This window comes from Sphingomonas sp. (assembly GCF_036731925.1).
GTDB lineage: Bacteria > Pseudomonadota > Alphaproteobacteria > Sphingomonadales > Sphingomonadaceae > Sphingomonas.
Window position 1 is genome coordinate 1,823,332 of the sequence record NZ_DAINDJ010000001.1, and the last position, 13,361, is coordinate 1,836,692.

Annotated in this window: 11 protein-coding genes and 1 tRNA gene; 2 read left to right on the top strand and 10 right to left on the bottom strand. The window is 66.0% G+C overall.

What is annotated here, in order from left to right; all coding sequences use genetic code 11:
- Positions 1 to 4: 4 nt before the first annotated feature.
- The 3 genes from trxB to V7E00_RS08860 all read right to left on the bottom strand — a co-directional run bounded on the left by trxB (position 5) and on the right by V7E00_RS08860 (position 2,567).
- Positions 5 to 976 carry a thioredoxin-disulfide reductase gene (trxB, locus tag V7E00_RS08850; RefSeq protein ID WP_333572253.1) on the bottom strand — a complete coding sequence of 324 codons (972 nt, stop codon included), beginning with the start codon at positions 974 to 976 and terminating at the stop codon, positions 5 to 7.
- Positions 977 to 1,115: 139 nt separating this feature from the next.
- Positions 1,116 to 1,253, bottom strand: coding sequence for a hypothetical protein (locus V7E00_RS08855; protein WP_294253435.1), 138 nt, complete (start codon positions 1,251 to 1,253; stop codon positions 1,116 to 1,118).
- 81 nt (positions 1,254 to 1,334) lie between these two features.
- Entirely contained in the window at positions 1,335 to 2,567 is a 1,233-nt protein-coding gene (locus tag V7E00_RS08860) for an HD-GYP domain-containing protein (RefSeq protein WP_333572254.1), read from the bottom strand.
- A gap of 230 nt (positions 2,568 to 2,797) precedes the next feature.
- On the opposite strand from V7E00_RS08860, the gene V7E00_RS08865 reads away from it, so the two are divergent.
- The gene (locus V7E00_RS08865; RefSeq protein ID WP_333572255.1) at positions 2,798 to 3,517 is read left to right on the top strand and encodes a TonB family protein; all 720 of its coding nucleotides are present in this window, start codon (positions 2,798 to 2,800) and stop codon (positions 3,515 to 3,517) included.
- A 3-nt stretch (positions 3,518 to 3,520) separates the two neighbouring features.
- Here the strand turns inward: V7E00_RS08865 and V7E00_RS08870 are convergent, their stop codons facing one another.
- From V7E00_RS08870 to V7E00_RS08895, 6 genes are all read right to left on the bottom strand, one after another.
- Positions 3,521 to 4,597, bottom strand: coding sequence for a cytochrome-c peroxidase (locus tag V7E00_RS08870; protein WP_333572256.1), 1,077 nt, complete (start codon positions 4,595 to 4,597; stop codon positions 3,521 to 3,523).
- 5 nt (positions 4,598 to 4,602) lie between these two features.
- Positions 4,603 to 7,092 (bottom strand): TonB-dependent receptor plug domain-containing protein, encoded by a 2,490-nt coding sequence (locus V7E00_RS08875; RefSeq protein ID WP_333572257.1) that lies wholly within the window; start codon positions 7,090 to 7,092, stop codon positions 4,603 to 4,605.
- A 293-nt stretch (positions 7,093 to 7,385) separates the two neighbouring features.
- A tRNA-Met gene (locus V7E00_RS08880) sits at positions 7,386 to 7,462 on the bottom strand.
- A 42-nt stretch (positions 7,463 to 7,504) separates the two neighbouring features.
- On the bottom strand, positions 7,505 to 8,017 hold the full coding sequence (locus V7E00_RS08885) for a 2'-5' RNA ligase family protein (RefSeq protein ID WP_333572258.1): 513 nt from the start codon (positions 8,015 to 8,017) through the stop codon (positions 7,505 to 7,507).
- Positions 8,014 to 9,948: a potassium transporter Kup gene (locus V7E00_RS08890; RefSeq protein WP_333572259.1), complete on the bottom strand. Its 1,935-nt coding sequence runs from the start codon at positions 9,946 to 9,948 to the stop codon at positions 8,014 to 8,016. Before V7E00_RS08890 ends, V7E00_RS08885 begins: the two co-directional genes overlap by 4 nt.
- A gap of 168 nt (positions 9,949 to 10,116) precedes the next feature.
- On the bottom strand, positions 10,117 to 10,587 hold the full coding sequence (locus tag V7E00_RS08895; protein WP_333572260.1) for an Lrp/AsnC family transcriptional regulator: 471 nt from the start codon (positions 10,585 to 10,587) through the stop codon (positions 10,117 to 10,119).
- Between the two features lie 134 nt (positions 10,588 to 10,721).
- Here V7E00_RS08895 and ald point away from each other — a divergent pair, with 134 nt between their 5' ends.
- The gene (gene ald / locus V7E00_RS08900) at positions 10,722 to 11,828 is read left to right on the top strand and encodes an alanine dehydrogenase (protein WP_333572261.1); all 1,107 of its coding nucleotides are present in this window, start codon (positions 10,722 to 10,724) and stop codon (positions 11,826 to 11,828) included.
- A gap of 50 nt (positions 11,829 to 11,878) precedes the next feature.
- Here the strand turns inward: ald and V7E00_RS08905 are convergent, their stop codons facing one another.
- Positions 11,879 to 13,348 (bottom strand): radical SAM protein, encoded by a 1,470-nt coding sequence (locus V7E00_RS08905; protein WP_333572262.1) that lies wholly within the window; start codon positions 13,346 to 13,348, stop codon positions 11,879 to 11,881.
- Positions 13,349 to 13,361: the final 13 nt, after the last annotated feature.

Genomic DNA, 13,361 nt, shown 5'->3' on the forward strand with positions numbered 1-13,361 from the left:
TCGATCATTCGGCCGCCTGGGCCACCGTCTCGAAATCGGCCGCCGCGAGGAAGCGCTCGGCGTCGAGCGCGGCCATGCAGCCGGTGCCGGCGGCGGTGATCGCCTGGCGGTAATGCTTGTCCATCACGTCCCCGCACGCGAACACGCCCGGCACGCTGGTGTTGGTCGTGCCCTTCTCGACCTGGATATAGCCATCGTCATCGAGCGCGATGTGGCCGCGGAACAGCTCGGTCGCGGGATGATGGCCGATCGCCACGAAGCCGCCGTCGACCTCAATGGTCGACAGCTCGCCCGTCACGGTGTCCCGCAGCTCAATGGCGACAAGGCCCTCCGGCTGACCGCCGCCGATGAAGCGCGCCACTTCCTTGTTCCACAAGGTGGTGATCCGCTCGTTCGCGAACAGCCGCTGCTGCAGGATCTTCTCGGCGCGCAGGCTGTCGCGACGGTGGATCAGGGTAACATCATGGCTGTGATTGGTGAGGTACAGGGCCTCCTCGACCGCGGTGTTGCCGCCGCCGATCACCGCCACCTTCTTGCCGCGGAAGAAGAAGCCGTCGCAGGTGGCACAGGCGCTGACGCCCTTGCCCTTCAGCAGCTCTTCCGAATCTAGGCCCAGCCAGCGCGCCTGGGCGCCGGTGGCGATCACCAGCGTGTCGCCCAGATAGACAGTGCCGCTGTCGCCCACCATGCGGAACGGACGCTGGGTCACGTCGATCTCGACGATCGTGTCCCACATCATCTGCGCGCCGACATGCTCGGCCTGGGCCTGCATTTCCTGCATCAGCCACGGGCCCTGAATGACCTCGCGGAAACCGGGATAGTTCTCGACATCGGTGGTGGTCGTCAGCTGCCCACCGGGCTGGATGCCCTGGACGACGATGGGGGCGAGCCCGGCGCGCGCGCCGTAAATGGCGGCCGAAAGGCCGGCGGGGCCCGAGCCCAGGATCAACATGCGGGTAGAATGGGTGGCGGTCATGCTCTGCTTTCCGACGAATCTTCGATGCCGCTTCTAGAGACAGGGCATCGTCGGAAGCAACATGGCGTCGCGGGCCGTATCTGCAACGCCGTGCCGGAACGGAAAAGCTGTTACGGCACCTAGACGAACTTGGCCGCGATCAGCGCAGGATCCACACGGCGACGCTCGCCCAGAACAATACGCTGCCCATCGCCATGATCAACAGGCTGCGCGATGCGGCGGGATCGACACCCCGGCCCTCGACCTGTTCCGGCGGCAACTCATGCAATGCACGCATTTACGCGACTCCGTTCAAGCGATCCTCTTCCTGTTGTTCGTTATAGACGATCGAAGAAATCATACCGTTCCGGTATTATGCCTAATTTGTTACAGGCAGCGGCGGATACAATTCCAGATCGGGCACCGCGACAGGCGCGTCGTCGGGGTCCAGGAACCCGATGATCGCATCGTCGTCCTTCCCGCCCCTGAGCACCAGCGGAGTCGGCTCGAGCGCCGCGGCATCGGCGAACGAATAGAAGACGAGCAGCCGCGTCCGCGTTGCGCGGCCCCCATTGTGGAGGACCAGCGCCAGGCGATCGGAGGCGAGGCGCACGAGCAGGCCGGGCGGATACAGGTTGATGCTCCGCATGAACTGGAACAGCAGTGGCTGGTCGAAATGCCCTGCCCAGCTCCACATGGCGCCGAGCGCACGCGCCGGCAGCCAGGCCCGCTTGTACGATCGATGCGAGGTCAGCGCATCATAGACGTCGCAGATCGCGCCCATCCGCGCCGGCAGGCTGATCGCCTCCTCCTTCAGCCCGTGCGGATAGCCGGTGCCGTCCCAGCGCTCATGGTGGTGCAGGCACACCTCCATCGCCAGCGCGGGCATGGTGGGATCCTCGCGCAGCAGGGACAAGCCACGCTCGGGATGCTCCCGCACCAGGGCAAACTCCTCTGCGGAGAGGCGGCCCGGCTTGTCGAGCACCGCGTCCGGAATAGCCATCTTGCCCACGTCGTGCAGCAAGCCCGCCAGCCCCAGCGCGCGCACCGTCTCCTCGTCCATCCCCAGGTGCCGCGCCAAATTGACCATCAGCGTGCAGACGGCGACCGAGTGGAGATAGGTATATTGGTGCTTGCTCTTGAGCTGGAGCACGCGCAGCAGCGCGGAGGCGTTGCGATCCAGCTGGCCCGCAATGTCGTCGACCAGGAGGGCGACTTTCTCATGCGCGACGGCACGCCCGAGCCGTACGTCGTCGAACGTGCTCCGTACCGTTTCAAAGGCGCCCGCGACTACGGCTGCGGCCCTCGCCTGCTCCGCCGAGAAGCTGGCCCGCAACCGGACTGCGGGCTCCGCGTCGATGATGGCGGGCACCAAGGCCTCCGCCGATGCCTCGGGCGCGCCGGCATCCGCCGCGATGGGCGCGGCGGCTTGGGACTTGGCGACATCGATGATGACCCCGCCGCGAAACTCGCGAAGCTTGTGGAGATCCTGCAGGTCGGTAAGGAGAAATCGGGTCCGCCAGAAGGGATGTTCCCACCATGAGCCTTCGAAGCCATGGATGAACATTCCCAGCCGGACCTCGGACGACGGAACCGTCTTCAGCGCCGCCATCGCGCGCGCTCCCGTTTCTCCGATTGCGGCACCCCGAAAGAGCGCCCCTCCCCTGACACGTCGTCCAGCCTCCCGAAAGCCTGCACCTGCGCTCCCGCTTAGGGACGGGCGCCTAATCGACCATGTCCGAGAATCGTTAGCCAAAAACTAACCGGCCGGCGCCCGCATCCGACCAGAATCGCGCCCCCGCCAGCATTGCTATTGCATCTCGTTCGCGATAAATTGGAGCCGTGTATCTCTCGCGTCCCTCGCTCTCCGAACGATCCGCCGCAGCTACGCTGACGGCGTCGCTCGCCACTGCGCTTCTCGGCGCCGTCGTAGCCGTGTCGCGGCTTGGCGATCCTGCGTCCTCCGCCGAGAGCACGATTCGGATGTTCGACGTCGTGGGCGTCGCGCGCGCCCATGCCGCGTCGATGTCAAAACCGAAGGCCGCCGACCATGGGCGACCACCGGCGCCAGTCCAGGCGGTTGCCACGCCGATGCCGGACGTGCCGACAGCGACAGCCGAAGCCTCCGCCCCATCGCCCCCCTTGCCGCCCTCCCCCATGATCGCGGAAGCGACCGAAGGAGCGGCCCCGTCGAGCTCGGGGTCGGGCCCGACAGGCGCGGCCGCTCCCCCCGAAGCCGCTCCCCGCGCGCCTGGCACCAGCGCCACGCCGTCACAATCGGCAGCGGAGGCCGATTCCTACGGCCGCCTGGTGTTCCATGCGATCCACGCGCGCCAGAATTTCCCGTCGGAGCTGGCGCGGGCAGGCATGGAGGGCACCGTCGTCGTCGAGCTGCGGGTTTCGCCGCGGGGCCGGATCATCGCCGCTGCCGTCTTCCTGTCCTCGCGCATCCGGCAGCTCGATATGCTCGCGATAGCCCAGGTCTTGGCGACGCCCCTGCCCGCCCCGCCGCGAGCAGAGGCGCGGACGTTCCGGATCCCCATGCGCTACCAGGCCGACTGACGCTCACAGGATTTCCAGAAAGGCGACCAGGGCGGCACGCTCCTCTGGGGTTAGCGCCAGCTTCCGGAGCTGCGGGTCGCGTTGCGGCGGTGGCGCGCTGGTGGTGGGGCTCTGCACCGCCTGGTCGACGCCGCCTCCCGCGACGTACAGGTTCACCACCCCCGCCAGGCTGGGAAAGATGCCGTGGTGCATATACGGCCCGGTGCGCCGCACCGCGCGCAGCGACGGCGTCCGGAACCGGCCCACATCGGCGGGATTGTGCGTCACCGCATAGCGACCCAGATCCTCCCGACGCCGGCCATAGAAGCTGATGCCCAGATTATGGAATTTCTGGTCCGTCAGCAGCGGGCCATGATGGCAGTTGGCACACCGCGCCTTGGTGCGGAACAGGTGCAGCCCCTCCAGCTGCTGATCGCTCAGCACTTCGGTCCCGCGCGTGAAGACGCGGTCCCAGGCGGTCTGCGGCGGGCGCAGGCTTCGCTCGAAGCTCGCGAGCGCGCGCGCCACGTCCGCCATGCCGATGCGGCGGATCCCGAAGGCTGCCTCGAACGCCCGCCGATAGGCTTGGTCGCGGTTGATCCAGCGCTCGATCTGGCGGGACTGGCCCGCCATTTCGATCGGGTTGGCAATCGGCTGGAGCGCCTGATCCTCCAGCGAAGGACTACGCCCGTCCCAGAACAGGCTGTGCTGGAAGCCGGCCGTGTAGAGGCCGGGCGCGTTGCGCTGTCCGCGCCGGCGATCATGCCCGAAAGACGTGCGCAGCCCGTCGCCGAAGCCGAGTTCCGGGCTATGGCAGGACGCGCAGGCGAACTGCCCCGATGCCGAGAGGCGCCGCTCGTCGAACAGCCGCGCGCCGAGCGCGATCCGTTGGGCTTCCATGCCGTCGGGCGGCGGCGCCGCCGGCAGCGGCCCGAACTCCACGAAGTCCACGCCGGCATCCACCTCGGCACGCGGCCAGCTGGAGACCGGACCGGCATAGGCGCGGCGAAGGTCCGCTGCGTCCATCGCATGCCGCAGCCCCGCCGCGGTCAGGAACAACAGCGCCGAACCCAGCAGCGCGAGGCGGAACATGCCGTGCATCGCGCTCAGAACCGGTAGGCCAGGCCGAACCAGGCCGATCGGCCCATCTGATACGGATTGGCGATCAGCGCCGAATCCTGGACCGGCACGCGGTTGAGCAGGTTGGCGATGCGCGCGTCGAGCGTGAGGGTGCCGGCGCGGCTGCGGATCACGTCGAGCTGGGCGTTGAGGTTCACGTCCAGCCCCGACGCATAGTGCCGCAGCGCCACGACCTCGTAGCGCGCGCCGTTAACCGTCTGCCGGTTACCGGTCACCTCGATGCGATCGAAGCCATTGCGATACCGCGCGTTGACGTTGGTGGTCAGCCGATCGTGAAACCAGCGCCCGGTCCAGGTAAAATTGGCGAGGAACGGCGAGGCGAATTCGAGCCGCTGGTTCTGGTCGTTGATCGACGCGGCCGATACCAGCGCCCCGTTGTAGACGTAGAATACGGCCTCGTCCTCCACGTCGTCGCTGATCACGAAATAGTCGGTATTGCTGGTAAAGGCCTTGGAATAATTGACGTTGGCCGCGATGCTGTGCTTGCCGAACGCCCGCGTCCATTCCAGCGAGGCGCCCCGATACCGGCTGCGGCCGTCGTTGTTGGGCGTATAGAGGGTGTAGGTCGTCGTTGCGCCGGTCTCCAGCGTCCCCGTGACGCGCGTTGCCGACGACCGCGAGAACTCGTCCTTGGCCCAGCGAAATACCCCCTTCAGGCGGATCGTGCCGCCCAGCACACGGCCGGTGACGGCCCCGGTCAGCTCGTCCGAATAGGGCGTCTTGAGATCCGCGTTGGCATAGCTGGTGGAATGCGACGTGTCGTAGAGCGTCCATCCCGCATCCGAAAAGACGAGGCTGGCGCCGGAGCGGACGCCCGTACGCCGATAGGTGAAATTGTCCGGATATTGCTCGCGCAGCGCATAGCCGAGCATCGAGCGGCCATAGTAGCGATTTGCGCCTGCCGTGACTGCCCAGCCCTGCCACGGAAGATCCAGCGTGGCGGACAGGCGCGGCGCGACATTGTGATTACCCAGGAAGCTCTCATAGTCGTAGCGAAGGCCCCCGCGCAGATCGACCGGGCCGGCCTTCACCGAATATTCCGCCCAGGCCGATACGCTGTCCAACGCCGCCTCGGCACGATAGGCGCGGTATTCGCTATACTGGGTCAGCGCATATTGGCCGGTGGCGCACAACAGGCTGTCGCCGCTGCCGCAGGCGATGTTGGTCGCCGTCGTTCCGCGCGAAAAGGCATTGTTCGTCTGCGGGCGGCTGCGCATCGCCTCGACCCGCTGATAGTCGACACCGCCCCGAAGCTCGCCGGTGCCGATGTCGCGCGCTGCGGTGAAGCTCAGCCCGATATTGTTCTGCCACTGGTCGACATTGCCGAAGCCGCCGATCGTGCAATTGGTGCTGCTGCACACCCGGCCATTGGTGGAACTCGAGGGGATCGAATAGTTGTTCGGCGGAGCAGTGCGGCCGGAATCATTGTGGCTGAACCGCGCCTTGAGCGACCACCGCGTCGTGCCGCTGCCATCGAGCTGCAGCTGCCCGGCGAGGCCGCCCCCCTTCGACGTGATCAGATTGTTGATCCCGTTCGCCGCCGAGGATTGGCTTTCATACGGCGAATAGGTGAATTGCCCGGTCAGCTTGAGGCTGGGCGACAGGTCCGCCACGCCGCGCAGCATCAGATTGTCGCTGAGGCTGTGCTGGCCATAGGGCGTACCGCCATAGGTGGCCGCCCGCCGATAGGTCACGTCCGCGCGCGAGCGGTTTGCCGCAACGAGGAACGCGACGTCCTCCGAGACGGGGAGGTCGACGCTCGCACCGAAGCGCCATTTGCGGAAGCTCGGCCGCTCCGGCAGCGCGGCATTGCCCAGCGCCGCCCGCGAGGCTTCGGAGATCCGGTAGTCCACCAGCGCGTCGGCGGTGTAGCTCAGGCTCGCATTGCCGCCGAAGTGGCGCTTCGGATCGCGGGTGCGGATGTCGAGCGCGCCGCCGGTGAAGCGGCCGAACTCTGCCGACACGTTCGAATCGCGCACGACGATTTCGCCGACCAGGTTAGAATCGAGCCACAGATTCTGCGCCGCGTTCCCCGCCGGCTCGGCGAAATGCTGCGGGTTGTTCTCGGTTACGTCGAGCCGGGTGTTGGCATCGATTCCATCGATGGTGATCAGGTTCTCGTAGATGCGACCGCCCGAAATGGAGATGTCGGCGGGCCGAATGTCCTGGATCGCCTCGCGCGATGCCAGGCCTGCGCGGCGGTCGAACTGAACCGTGGGCAGTGCCTTCAGCAGCTGGTTCACGTCGCCGGACCCAGGCCCGCGCGCCTTGATCTCCTTCTCGCGGATCACCGTGGTTCCCGTGTCGTTGCCAGGCTGCAGTTCGTAGCTGGGGTCCGCCTTCTCGCCGCGGGCGACGGTCTCCGGCAGCACCTCCGCCTGCTGCGCCCGCACCTGGCCGGCCGAAACCAGCGCAATGGCGATAGCTGCCACCGAGCAGCAGAAACGAACGTGCATGTAGGACCCCCTTTTTGATTGAGGAGGGCCCCATATCAGCGCCAAACGCTAATGCAACTGATTCGCATATGTCGCACGAAGGGAAGGCAATGGCTCGCGCACATGACGCGCCGCCACTTCGCGGGAAGTGTCCGCGGACGGCAGCGCATATGCCGACAGGCAGGTCGCCAGCGCTAGGTCGGAGGGGTTCGCCTTGCGGGGAGCAACGGTACATCTGTACCGTCCGGGGGGGCTGATCGGCCCTGCCGCACCGTTCTCGATGCGGCTCGCCTGCGCCTTTGCGCGTTCGGGTATGGTAGCGGAGGAGGGACTTGAACCCCCGACACGCGGATTATGATTCCGCTGCTCTAACCAACTGAGCTACTCCGCCCCGAAGCGAGAGCGGGCCATCTATGTCGGTGCGCACGATCCGTCAAGCGAACATGTGACGAGAATGCAATTCCCAGGGGCCGCCGCGATACCACCAGCTGGCAAGCCCCGCTATTTCCACGGTTTTCGGTGTGAAATCCGCTTCCAGCGCGCGCAGCAGCGCCTTGGCAAGTACCGGCCGAACCTTGTTCTGCACCGTCACATGCGGCCGCCAGCGGCCCGCATCCTGGGGTGTGAGCAGCCCCGAAAACGCCTCCAGCAGGCCCGCGCGAATCGCATCGAGCTCGGGTGCCTCGATTCGGTAGGCGACGCCCTGCCCCAGCGACATCAACCCGCTGACCTGCGCACGCGGCGCGCGCATGCCGCGCGTCTCGTGGTTGAGGCGACGCTTGAGTTCCTCCGCCACCGAAGGCGGCAGATGGTGGAACAGGGTGAGGTGCGCATCGAGCTGGTTCCGCTCGGGCGGGAAGTGCGCGCGCCGAAGCGAATCGAACCACGCCTGATCCTGGCGTCCGAACAGCGCGGTGACGATCAGCGGGGCTGGCGCCCCGCTCAAATCTCCACCTGGCTGCCCAGCTCGACGACGCGGTTGGTCGGCAGGCGGAAGAACTCCATCGCGCTTTCGGCATTGCGCAGCATCCAGGCGAACAGCTTCTCGCGCCAGATCATCATCCCCGGCCGCGACGACGGCAGCAGGGTCTGTCGTGCCAGGAAGAAGCTGGTCTCCATCATCTTGAACTCGGCCCCGCACGCATCGACCGACTTGAGCGCCGCCGGCACGTCCGCCTCCTGCATGAAGCCGTAATAGAGGATCATGCGGTGGAATCCCTTGCCGAGATCCTCCACCACCATGCGCTTCTCCTCGGGCACATAGGGGACGTCGCTGATCTTAACGGTCAGCAGAATCACCCGGTCGTGCAGCACCTTGTTGTGCTTGAGGTTGTGGAGCAGCGCGTGGGGCACGCCGTCCGGCGTCGACGTCATGAACACCGCGGTGCCGCGCACGCGGGTGGCGGCGTTGGCGGCCGATTCGATGAAGATCTGGATCGGCATGGCGCTCTCGCGCAGCCGGGCAATCATCAGCTTGCGCCCCTTGGCCCAGGTGGTCAGCAGCGTGAACACGATGAAGCCCACCATCAGCGGGAACCAGCCGCCATCGGGGACCTTGGTGAGGTTGGCCGCGAAATAAGCGAGGTCGACCGTGAAGAACACCGCCAGCAGCGGAATCGCGTAGCGCTTCTTCCAGTGCCACAGGTTGAACAGCACCACCGCCAGCAGGCAGTTGTCGATCAGCATCGCACCGGTGACGGCAATGCCGTACGCAGCGGTGAGGTTCGACGAGGTCTGGAAGCTGAGCACCAGCAGGATCACCATGATCATCAGCGCCCAGTTGATGATCGGAATGTAGATCTGCCCGGCGGTCGCCGCGCTGGTATGGTCGATGCGCAAGCGCGGCACGAAGCCGAGCTGGATCGCCTGCTGCGTCACCGAGAAGGCGCCCGAGATCACCGCCTGGCTGGCGATGATCGCCGCAGCCGTGGCGACGAACACCAGCGGCAGCCGCAACGCCTCGGGGGCGAGCAGATAGAAGGGGCTGCGCAGCGCCTCGGCGTCCCGGATCAGCAGCGCGCCCTGCCCCATATAGTTGATCATCAGCGCCGGCAGCACGAACCACAGCCAGGAGACGCGGATCGGGTTGCGGCCGAAATGGCCCATATCGGCGTAAAGCGCTTCGGCGCCGGTCACCGCCAGCACGATGGAGCCGAGTGCAAGGAAGGCGCGCAGCGGATCGAGCGTGAAGAAATGCACCGCGTGGTGCGGCGACAGCGCCTGCAGGATATAGGGCGTCTGCACCATGCTGATCGCCCCCAGCGTCGCGATGACGAGGAAGTAGAAGATCATCACCGGCCCGAAGAACGCGCCGACGCGCGCGGTGCCGGTCCGCTGGATCGAGAACAGCATGACGAGGATCACGACCGCGATCGGCACCACCAGGCGGTGGAAGCCGGGCGCCGCGACGGCAAGGCCCTCGACTGCGGACAGCACCGACACCGCCGGGGTGATCATCGAATCGCCGTAGAACAGCGCGGTGGCGAACACGCCGAGCAGCACGATCCCCTGGGTCCAGCGGCGCTGGCCGCCTCGACCCGAGATCAGTGCGAGCAGCGCCAGGCTGCCGCCCTCGCCCTTGTTGTCCGCCCGCATGATGATTGTGACGTATTTCAGCGTCACCACCACCATCATCGACCAGAACATCAGGCTGATCGCACCCAGCACATGCGGCGTGTCGAGGGGCAGCTCGTGATGCTCGTTCGCGAAGGTTTCGCGAAACGCATAGAGCGGGCTGGTACCGATATCGCCGAACACGATGCCGATGGCACCGAGGGCGAGTTTCCACGTCGGGTCCTGGCCGTGATGACCATGCCCGCCATGCGGTTCCGAATCGGGGAGGAGCGCGGCAGCGTCTCCGGTCGCGGCGGTGTTCACCGTTGCGACTGACGCTGAGAGTAGCGAACCGACCTGGCCATAGAGACCTGTGTTCTCATCATTATCAGGATGCGGGCCGTTAGCATGCGCAACATGCCCTATCAACAAGCGTGTCCTGGGCGGCTAGACGCACCAGCGTACCGCCCGTTCCAACGAGGCCCAACATAGTCATCGCGCGGCCCCGAACAAGGCATCGCCTTCGCCGCGAGTCGGCACCTCGCGCAAGACGAAGCTGCTGTTGATCGTGACCACGCCGGGGAGCCGGCCGAGATGTTCGCGGTGGAGCCGCTCGTAATCGTCGAGGTCCCGGCACAGGATCTTCAGGCGATAGTCCTGTCCGCCAGAGACCAGCGCGCATTCCACCACGCCGTCGATCTTGCCGACCGCGTCCTCGAACTGCGCCAGATCCTCCTCCACCTGCGTGCCGAGCGTGATGTCGACCAGCGCCGTTACCCGGAAGCCGATCCGGCGATGGTCGAGTCGGGCCCCATAGCCCCGGATCATCCCGCCCGCCTCCAGCGCCTGGATCCGGCGCGTGCATGCAGATTGCGACAGCCCCACCCCAGCCGCGATCTGGCTGACCGGCGCGCGCGCGTCTGCGGCAAGCAGCTTGAGAATTGCCGTGTCGATTCGGTCCATCTTGCATGGAATGCGGGGAAACTTCGTCGAAACACAAGATCCATGCATAGCCACGCTGGAAGGAGCTTTGGTTTGCAGGGATTTGCGGTGCCGCTTCGCGATATAGGATGCCATCAAAACTTAGGAGAGTTCCCATGCGCATCGGCGTACCCAAGGAAATCAAGAACCACGAATATCGCGTCGGCCTCACCCCCGCCTCGGTGGCGGAGCTGGTCCATGCCGGCCACAGCGTGCTGGTCGAGACCAAGGCCGGCATGGGCATCGATTTCGACGATTCGGCCTACACCGCGGTGGACGCCGAGATCGCGCCCGATGCGAAGACGGTGTTCGCCCAGTCGGACATGATCGTGAAGGTAAAGGAGCCGCAGCCGCAGGAGATCGCCCTGCTCGAGCCCCGGCACCTGCTGTTCACCTATCTCCACCTCGCCGCCGACAAGCCGCAGGCGGAGGGCCTGATCAAGTCGGGTGCTACTTGCATCGCCTATGAAACGGTGACCTCGAATTCGGGCGCCCTGCCCCTGCTCAAGCCGATGAGCGAAGTCGCCGGCCGCATGTCGGTCCAGGTCGCCTCGCACTATCTCGAGAAGGAACAGGGCGGCCGCGGCGAGCTGCTGGGCGGCGTGCCGGGCGTGGCACCGTGCAAGGTCGCCATCCTCGGCGGCGGCGTATCGGGCATCAACGCCGCGCAGATGGCGACCGGCCAGCGCGCCGACGTGACGATCTACGACATCAACAACGAGCGCCTCGCCGAGCTCGACATGCATTTCGGCAGCCAGATCAAGACCGCCTATGCCAGCAAGTCGGCGATCGCCGAGGCGGTGCGCACCTCGCAGGTGGTGATCGGCGCGGTGCTGGTGCCAGGTGCTGCGGCGCCAAAGCTCGTCACCCGCGACATGCTGAAGACGATGATGCGCGGATCGGTGCTGGTCGACATCGCGATCGACCAGGGCGGCTGCTTCGAGACCAGCCGCGCGACCACGCATGACGATCCCGTGTTCGAAATCGACGGCGTGATCCATTATTGCGTGGCGAACATGCCGGGCGCGGTCGCCCGCACCTCGGCCTTCGCGCTGAACAACGCCACGCTGCCCTTCGTGCTGAAGCTGGCCAACCAGGGTGCGGAAGCCGCCATGAAGGCGGACCGCCACCTCGCCAACGGACTCAACGTCTCGGGCGGCAAGATCCGTCACCGGGCGGTGGCCGACGCGCTCGACCTGCCGTTCGAAGCCTGGGCCGGCTGACCCCGTTTGCGCCGCGCCCCGACCATCGTCGGGGCGGGGGGGGTAAAAGGTCAGGCTGCCTGCGCCAGCCGCTCGGGAAGATAATCGATCAGGTTGCCGAGGATCACGCGCGGCGAACGCAGGCGTGGATCGGCCATCGCGGCGAGGAACGCCCGGTATTGCGGGTGGGCCGGCACGAATACCGCCTTCTGCGCATATTCCTCCGACGAGAAGGTGCCCCAGTTGGTCATCTTGCCGAAATAAAGGCCGGTGACGCCAAGGCTCTCGGCGAGATCGACCGCTGCACCCATCTCGTGGAAATTATCCACCTGCACGGTGAAGCTGAGGTACAGCGCCTCCACCATCCCCTGCGCCAGCAGATCGGCGGCGAAGCGCAAATTCTGCTCCATCACCTCCCAGCGCGCGCCGCGACGGAGCAACTCATGCGTGTGCTTGGACGCCCCGTCGATGCTGATCTGCAGCGACTGGACGCGGGCATGCAGCGCCGGAAACTTCTCCCACTCCCGCGGCGTGAACAGCATCGCATTGGTCATGATGCGGAAGCGCAGATCGGGATACTCATCCGGTGTCAGCCGCTCCATCAGCTGGCGGAAATTCTTGCTGGCGAACGGATCGCCCGATCCGGTGATGAACACCGACTTCGCCTCGCGCAGCATCGGCAGGATCGCCCGCTCTTGCATCTCCGCATAGCGTTCGCGGGTGGCAGCGTCAGCCGCGACCTTCTCGGTACGGCAGCTTGGGCAGGAAAGGTTGCACGTCGCGTCATAGGCGAGGTTCACCTCTTCGGGTCCCGCTGGCATCGCCGTCTCGCGCTCCGCGATCAGCCTTGCCAGCGACGGCCAGCGCGCCATCGCTTCTTCTCGCGTCGGCAGCGTGCCCGCCTGGATTTCCGGACAGGCCATCTTGTTGCACTGCCTGAAGCTGCCGTCATGGATGCTGGCGCGCACTTCCTGCGCCGCGTCGGAATTCCATACGTCCTGCCAGTCCGCCTGCGCCAGGTTGCCGGCGGACTTGTACAGCCAGCTCGCGCAGCACTGGTGGGTCGATCGTTCCAGAACATGAAGCTCCTGGAACGGCTTGCTGCAAAAACGGCCTTCAAGGCGGTATTTCGGGTTCTCCGGATCCGCCAGGCCGTAAACGTAGAACAGCGCGCCCTGCACCGCCGGCGTATCGTTGGCGATCGTGGCGATATGGTTCAGGCGCGAGATAGCGTGACTCAGGTTGCCCTCATGGGCTTCGCACATCCCAAGGACGGTTTCGAGCGCGAGCGCGACCGGCAGGGTCACGGTCGCGTCGCCCTTCAAAATCTTGGCATGCGCGTTCCGCACCACTGTCGAAAACAGCGGGAGCGCCGAGAGGAACTGGGGGAACGCCGCCCACATTTCGGGGCGATCGTCGGGCGCCAGCAGATCCTCTAGCATGACCCACAGCATGTCTTCTGCCTGCGCATAGGCGGCGTGGTCGGCCTCGTTCAGGCCCTGCTGCTTCTGGCCGGCCGCCTTCACCTTCCCGATATGCATTCTCGCCCCTGTA